Here is an 18,173-nt window from a genome sequence, read left to right on the forward strand (position 1 = left end):
GGCCATGCCCGAGGCGACCGACCAGGCCTATCCCCTGACCTGGGTCACGGACCATCTGGCCGTGGGCGGCGCGCCCATGTCCTATGACCAGCTGCGTTCGCTCAAGGAACAGGGGGTCTCGGCCATCCTCAACCTGTGCGCGGAATTTTGCGACCTCCACGACATCGAGACGGCCTACGGCTTCGAGGTCCACTACCTGCCGGTGCAGGACGAGGAGGCCCCGGACCTGGCCGCCCTGGAGCGGGCCCTGGCCTGGCTCGACGAGGCCGTCTACCTCGGCAAGAAGGTGCTCATCCACTGCCGCCACGGCATCGGCCGCACAGGCACGGTCTTAAACGCCTATCTGCTGCGCCGGGGCCTGGGCCACAAGCTGGCCGCCCGGGTGCTCAAACCCCTGCGGTCCAAGCCGACCAACTTCGACCAGTGGTGGACCATACGGCGTTACGGCAAACAGGCGGGCAAGCTCACCATCCGCGAACCGCGCCTGGAATGCGGCCACCTGGTCGATTTGAGCCCCTTCCTGGCCGACTACGCCGGCCTGGTGGCCGTGGCCCGCCTGGCGGCCAAGGGGCTGCCCCGCTGCGGCCGCGACCACGCCCGCTGCTGCCGCCGGCCCCTGTCGCTGTCGCTGATCGAGGCCGTGCACCTGGGCAACCGCATCAACATCGGCCTGTCCAGCCAAACCCGCCTGGCCGTCATCGACGAGGCGGCCGCTGCTTCCCGGGAGATGGCGGACCTGTCCCGGCGCTACGGGGAGGGCAGCGGCCATTGCCTTTCGTCCTGGGCGCGGCTGTGCCCCCTGTCCCGGGAGGGGGCCTGCCTGGTCTTCGCCAACCGGCCCATCGCCTGCGTGACCGCCGGCATGGAGCCCGGGGCCGAGGCGGCCTTGTGGGAGCAAAGCCTCGAACCGGGCCTGGCCGAATTGTCGCGCCAGGTGTTCCTGGCCCTGGCCGGCAGCCTCAGCAGCCAGGTGTTGCCGCGTTTTCCCCTGCCGGACGTGGTTTCCGGGCGCTACGTGTCGGCGGTGTTCAAGTTCCTGCTGGCCCTGGAAAACGGCCTCGGGCGTTGACCGAGCCCCTCCCATCGGGCTACAAGCCGGAACGCATTTCCAAGGAGGTCGGGCATGGCCGAAGATTTCAGGACGCTGCTGATGGAGACGGATCGCCTGGAGGACGGGGACCGCTGGTTCGGGGACATCCAGATCGGCGGCTGGTTCTATTTTTCGGCCCAGGCCGGCCCGTTCCACGACAGCCGCCCCCAGACCCTGGTCGGCCCCATGGGCTACGATTCCTTCGAGCTGCGCCTGCAAACCGTCCAGGGCGTGATCAGCTACGGCCGCCACGGCGCCTGGGAAGAACTCGCGGCCAAGCCCTGGGCGTCGCTTTTCGTCCAGGACGGCCCCACCATCATGCGCGCCCCGGACGTACCCGTGGCCACCTGCCAGCAAATCTACGAGGACCTGCTGGTGTACGCCCGGACCCATCCGCTGCCGTAGCAACCGCCCCGGCCGGTCGGCCTTCTTTGGAAACGGCAGTCCGGCTCCAGCCGGGTTCGCTGTGGCCGGCTCCGCCTGCCAGGCCTTTCCTTCCCGGCAACCGGCCCGTTACCCCTCTTGTCCAATAACCGCTTGACCGGCGGCCAGGCTCGCGATGTTGCGAGCCGCCTGTCCGACCGGTTTGCCCTTGCCTATTGTATTGAATTTTTCTATTGAAAATTGCTGGAGGCATAGGCAATGCAAATACTCATCGTCCTTTCCAGCGCCGACCCGGAAATCAAGTGGAACGCCGTGCGGCTGGGCAACTTCCTGCTCGACAAGGGCGAGGAAGTCACGATCTTCCTCAACGGCCCGGCCGTGGACCTCGCGGCCGGCAACACCGACCGGTTCCCCATCGCGGCCGAAGCCAAGCTTTTCGGCTTGAGCGAAGGCAAGCTGGCCGCCTGAGGGAAATGCCTGGGCCTCCACGGTGTGGAAGCCGAAGCGCCGGTGAGCCTTTCCAGTATGCAGTTCCTCTACGAGCGGATGCGGCTGGCCGACAAAATCCTGTGCTACTGAGCCTTGAGCGAGCGGTTTCGCGGCCGCCCGCGTTGCCATTGGCCCGGCCCCGCGTTAGAGTCCGGCCATGAAAAACCCCGCGTCGGCGCTGCTGCGTCCCCTGGCGGCCGGGCTTGGCCTGGCGGTGCTCCTTTTGACCGGCGCCTGCGCCGGCGTGGCCGAAAACCCGGCCAGTGCGCCCGGGGCCAATCCCGGGCCCAACGGCTCCCACCAGGTGCGCCTGCCCGTGACCCCGCCGCCGGCGCCCACGCCCGCGCCGACCACACCCTGGAACACCCGCATCAGCCGCGGCAGCCAGCAGATCCCGAGCTTCGCCTCCCTGGCCCCGGCCGTGGACCGCTCCATCGCCTACGCCGCCCGCAAGCCCGCCTCGGCCCTGGCCATCGACAAACCCGGCGCCACCCTCACCTGGGGCCAGCTCCACCAGGCGCTCATCACCTTCCGGCGCATCCTGCCCGAACTCGACCGCGACCCCTCGGTCCTGTCGAAGTATTTCAAGTGGGTGCCCCTCGAGACCGACACGCTTCTCACCGGCTACTACGAGCCCATCATCGAGGTCTCGCGCACCGCCCGCAGCCCCTACACCTGGCCCATCTACCGCAACCCCGGGGCCGGCGCCAAAAAACACAGCCGCGAAGCCATCGACTACGGCGGGGCGCTGCGCGGCAAGGGCCTGGAGATCGGCTACGCCAAGGACCCCATCGCCGTCTTTTTCCTGCACGTCCAAGGCTCGGGCAAGCTGCGCTTCGTGGAGGACGGCTCGACCGAATACGTCCTTTTCGGCGGCAACAACGGCCACCGCTACGTGGGCGTGGGCCGGGTCATGGTCAACCGGGGCTGTTTTCCCGAGGAAGAAATGAGCATGCAGCGCATTCGCCGCTACCTCGAGGAAAACCCGGCCCAGATCCGGGAATACCTGACCGCCAACCCCAGCTACATCTTCTTCAAGGAATCCCAGATCCCGCCCATCGGGGCCATGGGCGTGCCGGTCACGCCCCATGCCAGCGTCGCCGTGGACCCGGGCTTCGTGCCCTACGGTGCGCTCCTGGTCGTGGACGGCGACCTGCCCGGTTTCCCGGGGCCGGCCCCGGAGCGCTTCACCGGCTTCGTCATGGCCCAGGACACGGGCTGCATGCGCGGCAACCATTTCGACCTCTACCTCGGCCCGGGCGAGAAAGCCGCCCACCAGGCGGGCCTCATGAAGGGCACGGCCAAGGGCTACATCCTCCTGCCGCGCTAAGGCGCGCCACGGCACAAGGCGGTCCCATGTCCCGCGTCCTCATCGCCGACGACAACCCCATCTTCCGGGAGATGCTCAAACGGCAGGTCACGGGGCTGTTCGGCTTCGAGATCGTGGAGGCCGAGGACGGCGACGGCGCCGTGGAACTGGCCGCCGCCACCAGGCCCGAACTGATCCTGCTCGACCTCATGATGCCGGGCGTGGACGGCATCGAGGCCACGCGGCGCATCCGGACCGTGCCGGGCCTGCGCGACGTGCCCATCGTGCTGCTTTCGGCCGAGACGGACCGGCGCAAGTGGGCCGAGGCCCTCTCGGCCGGGGCCAACGATTTCGTGTCCAAGCCCTACCACCACCAGGAACTGGCCGCCCGGCTGTCGCTGCACTTGAAGCTCTCGAGCCTCGGCCGGGAGTTGCGGGCCCAGAACGCGCTTTTCTCCCGGGAACGCTACCTGGCCGGCTGCGTCCAGCGCCAGCTGTTGCCCCGGGACCTCGACTTCGACGGCTTCGAATCGGCGGCCGTGTACCAGGCCCAGGAGCAGGTGGGCGGGGATTTCTACGAGGCCTGGGACGACGGCGCGGGCGTGTACCTGCTTATGGCCGACATCTCCGGGCATGGCGCCTCGGCGGCCATGCTCATGGCCGTGTGCAAGGGGCTGTTGCTGTCGCTGCAGGCGGCCAGGCTCGGCCCGGCCGAGATCGTGGGCCGGCTCAACCGGCTGTTGTGCAATCTGCTCGACGGCGGCGACCTGGACATGTTCGTGACAATGGTCCTGTGCCGCATCGACCGGGCCTCGCCGGTTTTGACCGCGGTTTCGGCCGGCCATGTGCCGGCCTTCGTGCTGCGGGCCCAGGGCCTCACCGAAATCGCCTCGTCCGGGCCGGCCCTGGGCATCATCCCGGATTTCGACTGGTCGGATTGCGTGGTGCCGTTTTCCCCGGGCGACACCCTGTTCCACTACACCGACGGCCTGACGGAACTGCGTTCGCCTTCGGGGGAATTTTTCGGCGACGACCGGCTGCGGGAGTTGCTGCGGCCGGACCGCCCGCCCAAGGACCTCATCGGCGAGATCATCGAGGCCGCCCTGCCCTTTTGCCTGGGAAGCCTGCACGACGACCTGGCCATGACCGCCCTGCGCCGCCTGTGACCGCCCGGTGCCCCGTGCCCGCTCCGACCTGCCGGGCCGGACAAGGTACGCGCGCGCCCACCCGGCCTCGGCCTTTCGTCGTGGCCCCGGGCGAACGGGCATGGCAAAGCCGCCCGACGGTCAGGCCCCCGCGCCGCAAAGCCGCTCCACCGCCGTCTCCCGGTCCGGGTAGGCTTCGAACAGCGTGCCGAGCGTCACCACCCGGATGATCTTCTCCACATGGGGATGCAGGCTGCATATCCCCAGCCGCCCGCCCCGGCCGCCGGCCGCCTTGCGCATGGTCACCATGGCGCCGATGGCCTTGCTGTCGAGGAACGTCACCTGGCCGAGGTCGATGAGCAGGTCCCGGGCGCCGCTCGTTTCGTAGCGCAGCAAGACCGCGTCCTTGAATTCCTCGCTCACCGTGTGGTCGACTTCCCGGTCCCCCACTTCCACCAAAAAACACGTCCCTACAAGCCTCGTCGTCAGATCCATGGGCACCTCGCGCAGTTTTGCCCGAAACGCCAGGCGGTTGAGGACGGCTTACCCGTCGCGCGCCGCCGGCCCGCCCGCCAGCGCCGCCAGGCCGGCCTCGCGCCAGGCCGGCAGGCGCCCGGACAGCCCCGACGCGGCCAGGTACAGCTCGTCCAGGGGATTGATGGCATACCCCTGGTGGATGACCACCAGTTCGTGCTCCAGGCGGTTGGCCACATGCACGGCCAGAAGCGGCGAAAACCCGGCCCGGCGGTCGCGCCCCGGCTCGTGGTGGAGGTAGACCGCCTGCACCACCGGGTCCTCCACGCCCCAAAGCCCCAGCAGGTAGGCCCCGACCTCGGCGTGGGAGGCCCCGAACACCTGCTGCTCCATGTCGAGGATGGTGCCCTGCCCGGCCTGGCAGGCGGCGATGACCTCGCGGTAGGCCTGGGGGAAATTGGTGGCCATGACCAGCTTGCCCACGTCGTGCAGCAACCCGGCGATGTAGCAGTGTTCCCGCTCCCCGGCCGAGCCCTCCTCCAGTTCCGCGATCACCCGGGCCAGCCGGGCCGTGCCGAAGCTGTGGCCCCACAGCTTTTCCAGGTCGAAGTCGCGGAAGGCTTCCTTGTCGAAGCGGTCGAACAGGCCGATGCCCAGCACCAGCGCCTTGACGATCTCGAGCCCCAGCAGGTTCACGGCGTGGGCCGGGCTGGCCACGTGGGTGCGCAGGCCGAAGAAGGCCGAGTTGACGAGCTTCAGGATGCCGGCCGACATGCCCACGTCCTGGGCGATGAGCCCGGCCACCTCGCGCATGGACGGCTCCTCCCGGGACAGGGCCTCGAGCAGGGCCGCATAGAGCCGGGGCACGGTGGGCAGCCGGTCGAGCCGGGCCACCACGTTTTTGACCCGCTCGTCCAAAAAGACCTCGCGCAGGGCCAGCCCCCGGTCGATGACGGCCTTGAGCGCCGCCGGCTGGCAGGGCTTGGGCAAAAACTGGTGGGCCGGCCGCACGGTTTGCAGGATCATGTCCCGGTCGGAATGGCCCGACAGCACGATGCGGATGGCCCCGGGATTGGCCAGCTGGGCCTCGCGCAAAAACATGGCCCCGTCCATGCCCGGCATGCGCATGTCGGCCACCACCACGTCGAAGGGCTGCTCGGCGATCATGGCCAGCCCCATGGGGCCGTCCGTGGCGAAGGCCATGTCCCAGGCCCCGCGCATGTCGTGGAACATGCGGCGCAGGGCCGACAGGACGTTGGGTTCGTCGTCGACGAACAGGATGCGGGTTTTCACGGCGTCTCTCCGGTGTGCTCGCGCGTGCCGCCGTCGCCGGCGAAGGGGATGCGCACGGTGAAGGTGGTGCCCACCCCGGGTTCGGATTCGAAATCGATGGAGCCTCCGTGCTTGACCACCACGATGTTGTGGGTGATGGCCAGCCCCTGGCCCGTGCCCTTGCCCACCTCCTTGGTGGTGAAGAAGGGATCGAAGATCTTGGGCCGGTTTTCCTCGGCAATGCCCGTGCCGGTGTCGGCCACGGTCAGCTTGAGGAACGCGCCGTCGGCTGTGGTGGCGATGACGATGCGCCCTTTATCGGCCGTGCCCTTGACCTTGTCGGCCACGGCATGGGCGGCGTTGACCAGGATGTTGAGCAGGACCTGGTTGAAGTCGCCGGGCAGGCACAGGACCGGCGGCAGGCTCCGGTCCAGGGCGAGCTCCACGTCGGCCACGTATTTCCATTCGTTTTTGGCCACGGTGACGGTGTTTTCCACGGCGGCGTTGATGTCGACGAAGGTTTTCTCCTCGCCGCCGGGGTGGGAGAACTTTTTCATGGCCGAGACAATGGCCGTCACCCGGGCCACGCCTTCCACGGACTGCTCCAGGGCCCGGGGCGCCTCTTCCAGCAGGAAATCCACGTCCGCGGCGCTTCTGGCCGCGTCCACGGCCGCCAGGTCGGCCGGGTCGCCGGTCAGTGCGGCCAGCCGCCGGGCCACGGCCTCGACATCGGCCAGGGCCTTGGACAGCCCGTCGAAGGCCGTGGCCAGGAAATGGAGGTTGTCGCCGATGTACTGGGTCGGCGTATTGATCTCGTGGGCGATGCCGGCGGCCAGCTCCCCCACGCTCTCGAGCTTCTGGGCCACAGCCAACTGGCGTTCCAGGGCCTTGCGTTCGCTGACGTCGAAGACGATCTCGAAAAGGCGCAGCTGGCCGCGCCGCATGGCCGAAACCACGGTCTTGACGATGGGCAGGATGCGCCCGTCGGGCCGCTCCAGGCGCATCTCCTCGTTGATGAGGTTGCGCTCGGCCAGGATACACTCGGTCAGGCGACGGCCGTCGGTGTAGCGCCAGCCGATCTCCTGGCAGGTGTGGCCGACGAGCGCCTCCCGGGTACGGCCGCACAGCTCCTCGGCCACGGGATTGACGTCCTCGATGACCATGGAGCGCGGATCGATGATGAATATGCCGGCCCGGATGCCCGAAAGGATGCGGCGCAGGACCTCCTGCTCGTCGCGCAGTTCCTTTTCCACCCGCTTGCTGTCCGTGACGTCCGTGGCCACGCCCACGATGCCCTGGGGCCGGCCGTCGGCGTCGTCGAAGCGGGCCCGGTGGAAGACCAGGTGGCGCTCCCGGCCCGAGGCGTCCTCCAGGGCCACCTCGAAGCGCTGCACGCCGCCCGCCTCGAGGATCTCGCGGTCCTTGTCCGCCAGGAATTCCCCGGTCTCCTCGGAAAAGATCTCCCGGGCGGTCAGGCCCAGAGCGCTTTGGATGGACACGCCGAGAAAGGTCTCGAAGGCCCGGTTGAGGCTCACGTAATGGCCTTCGGGGTCCTGGACGTAGATGGGGTTGACCGCCGCGTCCATGAGGCTGCGCTGGAAGGACAGCTGGTTGTTGAGTTCGATCTCGGCCCGCCGCTGGTCGGTGATGTCCGCGGCCACGGCCAGGACGCCCTCGGGCCGGCCGGTTTCGTCGCGGATGGCCGAGAGCGTGACCCGGCACCAGATCACGGAGCCGTCGGGGCGCACGTAGCGCTTTTCCCGCACGACGGTATCCCGCCGGCCGTCCAGGAGCTCCTCGCGGTCGTTGCCGCGCGCGGCCAGGTCGTCGGGATGGCTGATGTCACGGAACGAGCGGCCCACCAGCCCCATGGGCGTGCGCCCCACCATGCGGGCGAAGCGCTCGTTGACCTCGAGGAACAACCCCTCCGGCGTCTGGCGGTTGACCCCGACCCCGGCCTGCTCGAACACGGCCCGGAACCGCCGCTCGCTTTCGGTGACATCCTGGCAGCGCTGGGCCAGGAGTTCCTCGGCCCGCAGCCGCAACGCCCCCTCCAGGGCCACGGCCAGCTGGAACCGGTCCAGGGGCTTGAGCAGCAGGCCGTACGGCCGGGCCTCGGCCACCCCGGACAGGATGTCCTGGTCGCGGCGGGCGGTCATGAACACCACGGGGATGCCCCGGGCGCCGATCGCCTGCCCCAGCCCAAGGCCCGAAGCGGCGTCGGGCAGCAGGATGTCCACCAGGGCGATGTCCGGGGAGAGCCTCGCGGCCATGTCCATGGCCGTCACGGCATCGGCGGCCGGCCCCAGGGCCTGGTAACCCAAATGGGTCAGCAGGCGGCGCAACGGATCGGCCGAGACCGGATCATCCTCGGCGACGAGAACGCGCTTGCGCTGCGCCGTGCTGGTGTTCCCGTGTGCCATGCCACCGCCCGCCGCAAGAGTCTTCGCGGCAACTGACACACACTAGGGCAAAAGGAGCCCCGCGTTCAAGCACAATTCACGACACGGCGGATTTGGCCTCGGCCCGGGCCACCAGATCGGCCAGGGTGATGCCGTCCAGGGCCTGGTGCATGGCCCTGGCCGCCTCCACCCAGACCTCGCGGGTGAGGCAATCGGCCAGGCGCGGGCAAGGCCGGCCCGGGTCGGCGTCGCATTCGACCAGGCTGAGCTCGCCCTCGAGCGTGCGCACGATGTCGCCCACGGTGATGGCTTCCAGGGGCCTGGCCAGCTCGTGGCCGCCGCGCGGCCCGCGCCGGCTGCGCACGAACCCGGCCTGCTTGAGTTCCCGTACCAGTTTTTCCAGGTACTTGATGGACACGCCCTGGCGGGCGGCCACGTCCTTGATGCGCACCGGGCCATTGTGGCCATGGAGCGCCATGTCCAGGATCATCCGGGTGCCGTAGCGGCTTCGGGTGGTGAGCTTCATGATCGCCGCCTCCTGGCTGGCGGGTGAACGACTGGCGGCCGCCGCATGGGACGCACATTCATACGCCCATGGTAGAAAAATAGTCGGCCGCCGTCAACGCGCGGCGCCGTCCGGCCGCGGCCACCGCGCCGTCGCCCAAGGAGAAAAAATCCGCTCCGGATTCTTGACAGGGGACAGGGCCGGGCCTAAAGAAAAACCGACTGAGCACTCAGTCGAATTGTGCCGGACTTCACATGACACGCAAAGAAGCCATACGCTACGCCGCCACGGTGCTGTTCGCCCACAAGGGCTTCCAGGAGACCACCATGCAGGACATCTGCAAGGTCACCGGGACGGCCGAAGGGACGATCTTCTATCATTTCAAGAGCAAGGAAGGCCTGCTCATCGCCATCCTCGAACAGGCCAAGACCCGCATCCTGGAGGAGTACGACGCCGCCTTCACCGGCCGGGCCTTCGCCTCGGGCCTGGAGATGATGGAGGAGGCCGTGGCCCACTACTTCCACCTGACCGGAGTCATGGAGCACGAGTTCACCCTGCTCCAGCGCCAGTTTCCCCACCAGTTGGCCGAGGACAACCCCGAATGCCGGTCGCATCTGGCCGCCATCTACAACTGCCTGACCGACATCTTCGAGCGGGTGGTGCGCACGGGCCAGGCCGACGGCTCCATGGCCGATTTTCCGCCCCGGGAGACGGCCATGATCCTGTTCGCCATGGTGGACGGGCTGCTGCGCCTGAAGACCTGCAACCTCTACGACGCCGGGGCGCTGTACGACGAGCTGATCGCATCCTGCCGCAGGATGCTGGCAAAAAAGTGACGGGAGATGCCGATGCTGCTACGAATCTTTCCTTTTCTCGGCTGGTTTTCGGGCTACGACATGGCCAAGCTGCGCGTCGACGCCATTGCCGGACTCACCGTGGCCCTGGTCCTCATCCCGCAATCCATGGCCTACGCCCAGTTGGCCGGCATGCCGCCGTACTACGGCCTGTATGCCTCGTTTTTGCCGCCGCTCGTGGCCGCCCTGTTCGGCTCCAGCCGCCAGTTGGCCACCGGCCCGGTGGCCGTGGTCTCGCTGATGACCTCGGCCTCGCTGGCCCCCCTGGCCACGGCCGGCTCGGAAGGCTACATCGCCTACGCCATCCTGCTCGCCCTGCTGGTCGGCGTCTTCCAGTTCCTTCTCGGCGTGCTGCGCCTGGGCCTGGTCGTCAACTTCCTGTCCCACCCGGTGGTCAACGGCTTCACCAACGCCGGCGCGCTCATTATCGCCTCGTCCCAGCTGTCCAAGATGTTCGGCGTGTCCGTGGACGACGCCGAGCACTACTACGAAACCATCGGCCGGGTGGTGGCCGCCGCCTGGCACCACACCCACTGGCCGACCTTTATCATGGGCGCGGCCGCCTTCGCCATCATGTTCGGGCTTAAAAAGCTCAACCCGCGCATCCCCAACGTGCTGGTGGCCGTGGTCATCACCACGGCCGTCTCCTGGGCCGTCGGCTTCGAGCACAACGCCACGGTGGATTTGAGCACCATCAAGTCCGCCCAGGTGGTGGCCGACATCGAGGCCTTCAACAAGGCCGCTGCGGCCCTGCCGGCCATCGCCGCCAAGCGCGCCGAGCTCACCCCGCGCGAGGACGCGGCCAAGGCCTCGGGCGACCCCTCGGCCATCCTGGCCGTGGACCACGACATCGCCCTGCTCGACCTGGACAAGGTCAAGGCCCAGAAAGAGGCCGCCGCCTCTCGGGCCAAGCTGCGCCGCTACCTGCTCACCGGCGTGACGGGCGCGGGCGGGAGCCTTGCCTTCTACGAAAAGGGCCAGGAACCGGCCGGGGCCCAAACCGACGGCCGCACCTGGATTATGCGCGTGGGCAACTCGGCGCTGAAAACCGACAAGCTGCTGCTCATCGGCGGCGGCCAGGTCGTGGGCGTCGTCCCCTCGGGCCTGCCTTCCTTCACCATCCCCAGCCTCGACCTGAAGGCCATGCTCAAGCTTTTGCCGTTTGCGGCCATCATCTCGCTTTTGGGCTTCATGGAAGCCATCTCCATCGCCAAGGCCATGGCCGCCAAGACCGGCCAGCGCCTGGACCCCAACCAGGAACTCATCGGCCAGGGCCTGGCCAACATCCTCGGCGCCGTGGGCAAGAGCTACCCGGCCTCGGGCTCGTTCTCCCGTTCGGCCGTCAACCTGCAGGCCGGCGCGGTCACGGGCTTTTCCTCGGTGTTTACCAGCGCAACCGTGGTCATCGCCCTGTTCTTTTTCACCCCGCTGCTCTACAACCTGCCGCAAAGCGTGCTGGCCGCGGTCATCATGATGGCCGTCATCGGACTCCTCAACGCCACGGGCTTCATCCACGCCTGGAAGGCCCAGTGGTACGACGGGGCCATTTCCATCATCACCTTCGTGGCCACGTTGGCCTTCGCCCCCCACCTGGACAAGGGCATCATGATCGGCGTGGTGCTGTCGCTTCTGGTGTTCCTGTACAAGAGCATGCGCCCGCGCGTGGCCTCCCTGTCGCTGACCGAGGACAGCGCCTACCGCGACGCCTCGGTCTTCAAGCTGGCCGAGTGCCCCTACGTGGCCGTGGTCCGCTTCGACGGCACGCTTTTCTTCGCCAACGCGAGCTTCCTGGAAGACCAGATCACCGAGCGGATGCAGTCTGGCAAATCGCTCAAGCACATCATCCTGGCCGCCGACGGCATCAACGACATGGACGCCTCGGGCGAGGAAGCGCTGTCGCTTTTGGTCGACCGCGTGCGCAGCGCCGGCCTTGACATCTCCCTTTGCGGCGTGAAGGAATCCGTCATGGACGTCATGAAGCGGACCCACCTTCTGGAGCATATCGGCGAGGACCACCTCTATCCCGACCTGGGGCAGGCGCTTTGCGCCGTGCACCAGGATTCCTGGCACGCCTCCGGGGAAAGCTGCCCCCTGACCAGCGTCTGCCGTCTGCCCGGCGCGTAAGCACGATCACAAGGAGCGACCCATGTCCGTCATCTCCCTTTTCAGCGGCGCCTTTTGCAAGGACGAGTCCGTCGTCGCGGCCCTGGCCGGCACCACGGGATTGCCCATCGTCCGCGACGCCGACCTGGTCGGTCTGGCCGCCAAGCTCTCGGGGCTTGGCGCCGAGAAAATCGAAAAGGCCTTTACGGCCAAGACCTCGGTTTTCAACAAGTTCACCCACGAGAAACAGCGGGCCATCTCCTGGCTGCGCCTGGCCCTGGCCACGGAGTTCGTGGAGCGCGAGCGCCTGCTGGTGTCCGGGTTCTGCGCCCTGCTGCCGCCGCGCGACATCGCCCACGTCTTGCGGGTGTGCCTGATCGCCGACGCCGCCTTCCGCCGGGCCGTGGCCGCCGAGGAGGACGGGCTGGCCGACCGCGAGGCCCAGCGCGCCCTGGAAAAAAGCGACGAGGACCGCTCCCTGTGGGCGGCCCAGGCCACGGATGTGAAGGACCCCTGGGCGCCGGCCCTCTACGACATGGTCGTGCCCATGGACAAGACCACCGTGGACGAGGCGGCGGCCCTGATCCTCAAGCACCTGGCCGATCCGGCCGTGCGCGTCACCGAGGCCTCCAAGGCCTGCGCCCGCGACTTCCTCCTGGCCGCCCGGGTGGAGACCGTGGTCACGGGCAAGGGACACGACGTGGCCGTTGCGGCCAAGGACGGCGTGGTCTTTTTGACCATCAACAAAAAGGTCCTGCTCCTCGACCGCCTGGAAAACGAACTGCGCGCCATCGCCGGCAAGGTGGAAGGCGTCACCGACGTGGTGACCAAGGTCGGCAAGGGCTACTACCAGACCGACATCTACCGCCGGGCCGATTTCGAGATGCCGACCAAGGTTCTTCTGGTCGACGACGAGCGCGAATTCGTCCAGACCCTGTCCGAACGCCTGTCCATGCGCGAGGTCGGCTCCCACGCCGTGTTCGACGGCGAATCGGCCCTGCAGATGATGGCCGACGACGAACCCGAAGTGATGGTGCTCGACCTCAAGATGCCGGGCATCGACGGCCTGGAGGTGCTCAAGCGCACCAAGGCCGACCGGCCGGGTGTCGAGGTCATCATCCTCACCGGCCACGGCTCCGAGGCCGACCGCGAGGAATGCATGCGCCTGGGCGCGTTTGCCTACCTGCAAAAACCCGTGGACATCGAGCAGTTAAGCGATACCCTCAAGCGGGCCAACGAGAAGGTCCAGGCCCGCAAGGCCGGGGCGTAAAGCCCCCCGCGGCCGCCGGGCCAACGTCCGGCGGCCGCGATCCGACCAGGCGGAGAGGACAGCGCCATGGGGATGATCGATCGCTTGCGTCCGGCCTTCTGGGACGGCGCCGCCGACGGCGGGCCGTACCGGAGCCTGTTCAATTACAGGCGCCTGTGGCGCCTGTCCGTGGCCCTTCTGGCCGCGGTTTCCCTGACCCCGCTTTGCATCATGACGGTCATCGACTTCAACGTCACCAAGCGGGCCGTCAACCAGGAAAACATCAACCGCACCACCATCACCACCTCCAACACCCGGCGCACCCTGACCTATTTCCTGGACGAGCGCCTGGCCGCCCTGGGTTTCGCCGCCCGCGTCCAGACCTATGACAGCCTCGCCACCCAGGACCACCTGACCGCGCTGCTTCGGGACCTCAAAGCCGCCTTCGGCGGTTTCATGGACCTCGGCGTCATCGGCGAGGACGGCCGGCAGGTCGCCTACGTCGGCCCCTACGACCTGCTCGGCATCAACTACGCCGACCAGGCCTGGTTCAAGGAAACCCTGGCCTCGGGCTCCTACATCAGCGACATCTTCCTGGGCTTTCGCAACGTCCCCCACCTGATCATCGCCGTGCGCGCCGACATGCCCGGCGGCGGCCATTTCCTGCTGCGCGCCTCGGTGGACACCCAGCGCATCAACGACATCCTGGCCGGCCTCGACCTCTCCGGCAACGGCGACGCCTTCCTGGTCAACCGCGCGGGCGTGCTGCAAACCGTCTCCCGCTCCCACGGCACGGTCTTCGAGCACCTCACTCTCCCCGTGCCCGAACAGGTCGAGCGCACCGAGGTCGTGGAGACCTCCGACGCCGAGGGCGGGCTCATCGTCGGCTACGCCTCCATCGAGCGCACGCCGCTGGTGCTCATGGTGGTCAAGCGCCAGGCCGAACTCATGCGGCCCTGGTTCGCCATGCGCCTGAACCTGATGGGCTTCCTCGGGGCCAGCGTCCTGGTCATCCTGGTGGTCATCCTCGGTGTCGCCACCTACATGGTGGAAAAGATCTTCACGGCCGACCAGACAAGGGCCAAGACCATGCACCAGATGGAGCACACCAACCGCATGGCCTCCATCGGCCGCCTGGCCGCCGGCGTGGCCCACGAGATCAACAACCCCCTGGCGATCATCAACGAGAAGGCCGGGCTCATGCAGGACCTCATCACCTTCTCCAAGGAGCCCCCCTCCCCCGAACGCCTCTCGGGACTGGTGGACTCCATCCTGGCCTCGGTGGAGCGGGCCGGCACCATCACCAAGCGCCTGCTGTCGTTCGCCCGGCACCTGGAAGTGCACATCGAATCGGTGAGCCTGCAAAAGATCGCCGAGGAGGTCTTGAGCTTTTTGACCAAGGAGGCCGAATACCGGCGCATCACCGTGGACGTGACGGCCGACCCGGCCGTGCCGGCCATCGAGTCCGACCGGGGCAAGCTCCAGCAGATCCTTTTAAACCTCGTCAACAACGCCTTCCAGGCCATGGACGACGGCGGCAGCCTGCGGGTGCGCATCTTCAGGCCAGGCGAGGCCAGCGTGGCCGTGTCCGTGGCCGACAACGGCTGCGGCATCCCGGCCGCGGACATCAAACGCATCTTCGAACCGTTTTTTTCCACCAAGAAAAAGAAGGGGGGCACGGGGCTGGGCCTGTCCATCACCTATGGGCTGGTCCAGGAACTCGGCGGCACGCTGGCCGTTGCCAGCGAACTCGGCCATGGTTCCACCTTCACCGTGACCTTCCCCCTGGCCAAAGGAGACGACGGTGCGCCTGCTGCTCGTGGATGACGAAACGGAACTGGTTTCCGCCCTGGCCGAACGCCTGCGCCTGCGCGGCATCGAGGCGGACTTCGCCACCGACGGCGACGCCGCCGCCGACAAGGTGCGGGCGGGCGCCTACGACCTGGCCGTGCTGGACATGAAAATGCCCGGCTTAAGCGGCCTGGACCTGAAAAAAAAGCTGCAGCGCCTGCGGCCGGGCATGCGGTTCATTTTCATGACCGGCCATGGTTCCGAGGAAGACTTCCGGGCCGGCTCGGCCGAGGCCGCCGGCTACCTGGTCAAGCCCGTGCGCATCGAGGCGCTCATTGCCGCTGTCCAGGCCGCCCTGGCCGGCGGGCAGGGCTAAGGAGGCCCCCATGCCGGACAACGACGACCTGCGCTTTTTCGGGGCCGTGTGCGCCTCGGTCTCCCACGAACTCAAAAACGTCCTGGCCGTGATGCACGAGCAGGCCGGGCTCCTGGGCGATTTGGCCCTCATGGCCGAGCGGGGCATGCCGCTCGACCCCTGCCGCCTGGCCGCCGCCGCCGACTGCCTGCTCAAGCAGATCCGGCGCGGCGACGCCATCCTCACCCACATCAACAACTTCGCCCACACCACCGACCCGCCAGCCCCGTCCGTCAACCTGGCCAAGACCGCCGCCCTGGCCGTGGGCCTGTGCCGCCGCCGGGCAGAGATGCGCCAGGTCTGCCTGGCCGCCGAACCCGGCGAGGCCGCGCCCGTCGCCGGGGACCCCTTCCTGGCCGTGCGGCTGCTGGCTGCCTGCCTGGACCGGGCCATGGACGCACCCGGGGCCGAAAAAACCATCCGCGTCGCGGCGCGAAACGCCCCGCACGGCCCGGCCGTGACCCTGACCGGCCTGGACCCGGCGGCCGCCCTGCCCGACGACGACGCCCTGCACGCCCTGGCCGCCAGCCTGGGTGCCCGGCTTTGCCGCGACGCCGCCGGCCTGTCCGTGGTCTGGCCCGGCGCCTGACGGCAGGCTTTCCCCCGGCCTGTCCGTGGGCCGGCCCAACCCTGACGGCAGGCTTTTCCCGCCTGTCCGTACCCTGGCCCAACGCCTGACGGGCAGGCCTTCCCCCGGCCTGTCCGTGGCCCAGCCCAACGCCTGACGGCAGGCTTCCCCAGGCCTGTCCGTCGTCTGCGCCAGCACCTTACGGCAGGGCCTTCCCCGCCTGTCCGTGGCCCTGGCCCAACGCCTGCGGGGCAGGCCTTCCCCGGGGCTGTCCACGGCCCGGCCCGGCGCCTGTTAGCAGGGCCTTGCCCGCTCCCGCCGGCCCGCGGCCGGCGCGGCCGCCACGGCGCCCCCTGGTTCCCGGCGCCCCGGGTTTCAAAGGGGCTTGGCCCGGCGACATTCTTACTTTATTGTAATTCAATTGTTGCCACGGCCCGGCCCCATCCCCGAAACCGCGCCCGGAATTCCCCGACGCACCCAAGGAGCGCTCCATGCCTCGGACCCTGCCCAGGGCTTTTCTCGCCAACCTGCTCGGTGCCTCGCCCGACTGGTACAAGCTGACCATCGCCGCCTTTCTGGTGGCCAACCCGCTGCTGTTGGCCCTGGCCGGCCCGTTCGTCACGGGCTGGGCGCTCATTGCCGAATTCATCTTCACCCTGGCTATGGCCCTGTCGTGCTACCCCCTGCCGGCCGGGGGGCTGCTGGCCCTGGAGGCCGTGCTTTTGGGCATGACCTCGCCCCAAACCCTCTACGACGAGGCGGCCCACAATTTCCCGGTCATTTTGCTGCTCATCTTCATGGTGGCCGGCATCTACTTCATGAAGGACATGCTGCAATACGCCTTCACGAAAATCCTCATGAAGGTGCGTTCGAAGATCATTCTGTCGCTGCTTTTTTGCTTCGCCGGCGCGTTTCTGTCGGCCTTTCTCGACGCCCTGACCGTGACGGCGGTCATCATCGCCGTGGCCTACGGCTTCTACGAGGTCTACCACCGCCACGCCTCGGCCGGGAACTGCAAGCTGGGTGACGAGGCCGGCCTCGACACCGACTGCCGCCGCGACCTCAAGGAATTCCGGGGGTTTCTGCGCAACCTCATGATGCACGGCGCCGTGGGCACGGCCCTTGGCGGCGTGTGCACCCTGGTCGGCGAACCCCAGAACCTGCTGGTCGCCCACGAGATGGGCTGGCACTTCGTCGAGTTCTTCGTAAAGGTCGCCCCGGTCTCCCTGCCCGTGCTGGCCGTGGGCCTTGGCACCACCGTCGTGGTCGAGCGTTTCGGGCTGTTCGGCTACGGCCACGGGCTGCCCGCCGGGGTACGGGCGGTGCTGGCCGCCGACGACGCCCGGCGCGAGGCCGCAATGACCAACCGGCAGCGCGCCTCGCTGCTCGTCCAGGCCGCCGCCGCCGTGTATCTGGTCGCGGCCCTGGCCTTCCACCTGGCCGAGGTGGGCATCATCGGCCTGTCCATCATCATCGTGCTGACCGCGTTTTGCGGCAAGACCGAGGAGCACCAAATCGGGGGCGCCTTCACCGAGGCCCTGCCCTTCACGGCCTTGCTCGTGGTCTTTTTCGCCATCGTGGCCGTCATCCACGACCAGCACCTGTTCGCCCCCATCACCGGCTACGTGCTGTCCCTTTCCGGCAAGTCCCAGACCGCCGCCTATTACCTGGCCAACGGCCTGCTCTCCATGATCAGCGACAACGTCTTCGTGGCCACGGTCTACATCACCGAGACCAAGGCCCATTTCGTCAAACTGTTCGCGGCCATGCCGGGCCTCGGCATGGATGGGGCCGAACTGCTGGCCAAGCTCACCGACGCCCGCCTGGACCGGGCCGCCGTGCTGGCCGGGCTGCCGGCCGAGGCCCAGCCCCAGGTCGCGGCCGCCATGGCCCAGTTCGACCGCCTGGCCGTGGCCATCAACACCGGCACCAACATCCCGAGCGTGGCCACGCCCAACGGCCAGGCCGCCTTCCTGTTCCTTTTGACCTCGGCGCTGGCGCCGCTGATCCGCCTGTCCTACGGCCAGATGGTGCGCCTGGCCCTGCCCTATACCGTGACCATGACCGTGACGGGACTGGCCGCCGCCTGGCTCTTGCTGTAAGGCATGCCCGGGCCGCACGGC

At 68.1% G+C, this 18,173-nt stretch carries 16 protein-coding genes; 12 read left to right on the forward strand and 4 right to left on the reverse strand.

From position 1 onward, the window contains the following. The first annotated feature begins 4 nt into the window (after positions 1-4). The 5 genes from ACP59X_RS21720 (at position 5) to ACP59X_RS21740 (ending at position 4,438) form a co-directional block, all read left to right on the forward strand. Positions 5-1,069, forward strand: coding sequence for a protein-tyrosine phosphatase family protein (locus ACP59X_RS21720; RefSeq protein ID WP_428562561.1), 1,065 nt, complete (start codon positions 5-7; stop codon positions 1,067-1,069). Between the two features lie 54 nt (positions 1,070-1,123). Then, positions 1,124-1,495: a hypothetical protein gene (locus ACP59X_RS21725; protein WP_428562563.1), complete on the forward strand. Its 372-nt coding sequence runs from the start codon at positions 1,124-1,126 to the stop codon at positions 1,493-1,495. Positions 1,496-1,732: 237 nt separating this feature from the next. Then, positions 1,733-2,053 carry a DsrE family protein gene (locus ACP59X_RS21730; protein ID WP_428562565.1) on the forward strand — a complete coding sequence of 107 codons (321 nt, stop codon included), beginning with the start codon at positions 1,733-1,735 and terminating at the stop codon, positions 2,051-2,053. Positions 2,054-2,120: 67 nt separating this feature from the next. Beyond that, entirely contained in the window at positions 2,121-3,293 is a 1,173-nt protein-coding gene (locus tag ACP59X_RS21735) for an MltA domain-containing protein (protein WP_428562567.1), read from the forward strand. A gap of 26 nt (positions 3,294-3,319) precedes the next feature. Continuing rightward, positions 3,320-4,438, forward strand: a complete 1,119-nt coding sequence (locus ACP59X_RS21740; protein WP_428562569.1) for a PP2C family protein-serine/threonine phosphatase — start codon at positions 3,320-3,322, stop codon at positions 4,436-4,438. 120 nt (positions 4,439-4,558) lie between these two features. Here the strand turns inward: ACP59X_RS21740 and ACP59X_RS21745 are convergent, their stop codons facing one another. The 4 genes from ACP59X_RS21745 to ACP59X_RS21760 all read right to left on the reverse strand — a co-directional run bounded on the left by ACP59X_RS21745 (position 4,559) and on the right by ACP59X_RS21760 (position 9,091). Beyond that, positions 4,559-4,912 (reverse strand): STAS domain-containing protein, encoded by a 354-nt coding sequence (locus tag ACP59X_RS21745; protein ID WP_428562571.1) that lies wholly within the window; start codon positions 4,910-4,912, stop codon positions 4,559-4,561. A 48-nt stretch (positions 4,913-4,960) separates the two neighbouring features. Continuing rightward, complete coding sequence (locus ACP59X_RS21750) at positions 4,961-6,184, reverse strand: HDOD domain-containing protein (RefSeq protein WP_428562573.1); 1,224 nt, start codon at positions 6,182-6,184, stop codon at positions 4,961-4,963. After that, positions 6,181-8,586, reverse strand: a complete 2,406-nt coding sequence (locus tag ACP59X_RS21755; protein ID WP_428562575.1) for a hybrid sensor histidine kinase/response regulator — start codon at positions 8,584-8,586, stop codon at positions 6,181-6,183. Before ACP59X_RS21755 ends, ACP59X_RS21750 begins: the two co-directional genes overlap by 4 nt. Before the next feature lie 76 nt (positions 8,587-8,662). Beyond that, positions 8,663-9,091 carry an RrF2 family transcriptional regulator gene (locus tag ACP59X_RS21760; RefSeq protein ID WP_428562577.1) on the reverse strand — a complete coding sequence of 143 codons (429 nt, stop codon included), beginning with the start codon at positions 9,089-9,091 and terminating at the stop codon, positions 8,663-8,665. Between the two features lie 233 nt (positions 9,092-9,324). Here ACP59X_RS21760 and ACP59X_RS21765 point away from each other — a divergent pair, with 233 nt between their 5' ends. The 7 genes from ACP59X_RS21765 (at position 9,325) to nhaB (ending at position 18,152) form a co-directional block, all read left to right on the forward strand. Next, a complete protein-coding gene (locus ACP59X_RS21765; protein ID WP_428562579.1) occupies positions 9,325-9,906 on the forward strand; it encodes a TetR/AcrR family transcriptional regulator in 582 nt (193 codons plus the stop codon). Positions 9,907-9,918: 12 nt separating this feature from the next. Beyond that, complete coding sequence (locus ACP59X_RS21770) at positions 9,919-12,048, forward strand: SulP family inorganic anion transporter (protein WP_428562581.1); 2,130 nt, start codon at positions 9,919-9,921, stop codon at positions 12,046-12,048. A gap of 22 nt (positions 12,049-12,070) precedes the next feature. Then, a complete protein-coding gene (locus ACP59X_RS21775) occupies positions 12,071-13,297 on the forward strand; it encodes a response regulator (protein ID WP_428562583.1) in 1,227 nt (408 codons plus the stop codon). A 66-nt stretch (positions 13,298-13,363) separates the two neighbouring features. Then, the gene (locus ACP59X_RS21780; protein WP_428562585.1) at positions 13,364-15,103 is read left to right on the forward strand and encodes a sensor histidine kinase; all 1,740 of its coding nucleotides are present in this window, start codon (positions 13,364-13,366) and stop codon (positions 15,101-15,103) included. Next, positions 15,081-15,443: a response regulator gene (locus tag ACP59X_RS21785; protein WP_428562587.1), complete on the forward strand. Its 363-nt coding sequence runs from the start codon at positions 15,081-15,083 to the stop codon at positions 15,441-15,443. Before ACP59X_RS21780 ends, ACP59X_RS21785 begins: the two co-directional genes overlap by 23 nt. A 10-nt stretch (positions 15,444-15,453) precedes the next feature. After that, the gene (locus ACP59X_RS21790; RefSeq protein ID WP_428562589.1) at positions 15,454-16,071 is read left to right on the forward strand and encodes a sensor histidine kinase; all 618 of its coding nucleotides are present in this window, start codon (positions 15,454-15,456) and stop codon (positions 16,069-16,071) included. A 470-nt stretch (positions 16,072-16,541) separates the two neighbouring features. Beyond that, positions 16,542-18,152: a sodium/proton antiporter NhaB gene (gene nhaB, locus ACP59X_RS21795; protein ID WP_428562591.1), complete on the forward strand. Its 1,611-nt coding sequence runs from the start codon at positions 16,542-16,544 to the stop codon at positions 18,150-18,152. Positions 18,153-18,173: the final 21 nt, after the last annotated feature.

The organism is Solidesulfovibrio sp. DCME (assembly GCF_049995385.1).
GTDB lineage: Bacteria > Desulfobacterota > Desulfovibrionia > Desulfovibrionales > Desulfovibrionaceae > Solidesulfovibrio.

Excerpts from the sequence above, each read along its gene's own strand:
- ACP59X_RS21790 (WP_428562589.1), top strand. The coding sequence starts at position 15,454 with ATGCCGGACAACGACGACCTGCGCTTTTTCGGGGCCGTGTGCGCCTCG.
- ACP59X_RS21725 (WP_428562563.1), top strand. The coding sequence starts at position 1,124 with ATGGCCGAAGATTTCAGGACGCTGCTGATGGAGACGGATCGCCTGGAG.
- ACP59X_RS21760 (WP_428562577.1), bottom strand. The coding sequence starts at position 9,091 with ATGAAGCTCACCACCCGAAGCCGCTACGGCACCCGGATGATCCTGGAC.
- ACP59X_RS21775 (WP_428562583.1), top strand. The coding sequence starts at position 12,071 with ATGTCCGTCATCTCCCTTTTCAGCGGCGCCTTTTGCAAGGACGAGTCC.
- ACP59X_RS21770 (WP_428562581.1), top strand. The coding sequence starts at position 9,919 with ATGCTGCTACGAATCTTTCCTTTTCTCGGCTGGTTTTCGGGCTACGAC.
- ACP59X_RS21740 (WP_428562569.1), top strand. The coding sequence starts at position 3,320 with ATGTCCCGCGTCCTCATCGCCGACGACAACCCCATCTTCCGGGAGATG.
- nhaB (WP_428562591.1), top strand. The coding sequence starts at position 16,542 with ATGCCTCGGACCCTGCCCAGGGCTTTTCTCGCCAACCTGCTCGGTGCC.
- ACP59X_RS21745 (WP_428562571.1), bottom strand. The coding sequence starts at position 4,912 with ATGGATCTGACGACGAGGCTTGTAGGGACGTGTTTTTTGGTGGAAGTG.
- ACP59X_RS21780 (WP_428562585.1), top strand. The coding sequence starts at position 13,364 with ATGGGGATGATCGATCGCTTGCGTCCGGCCTTCTGGGACGGCGCCGCC.
- ACP59X_RS21720 (WP_428562561.1), top strand. The coding sequence starts at position 5 with ATGCCCGAGGCGACCGACCAGGCCTATCCCCTGACCTGGGTCACGGAC.
- ACP59X_RS21755 (WP_428562575.1), bottom strand. The coding sequence starts at position 8,586 with ATGGCACACGGGAACACCAGCACGGCGCAGCGCAAGCGCGTTCTCGTC.
- ACP59X_RS21735 (WP_428562567.1), top strand. The coding sequence starts at position 2,121 with ATGAAAAACCCCGCGTCGGCGCTGCTGCGTCCCCTGGCGGCCGGGCTT.
- ACP59X_RS21765 (WP_428562579.1), top strand. The coding sequence starts at position 9,325 with ATGACACGCAAAGAAGCCATACGCTACGCCGCCACGGTGCTGTTCGCC.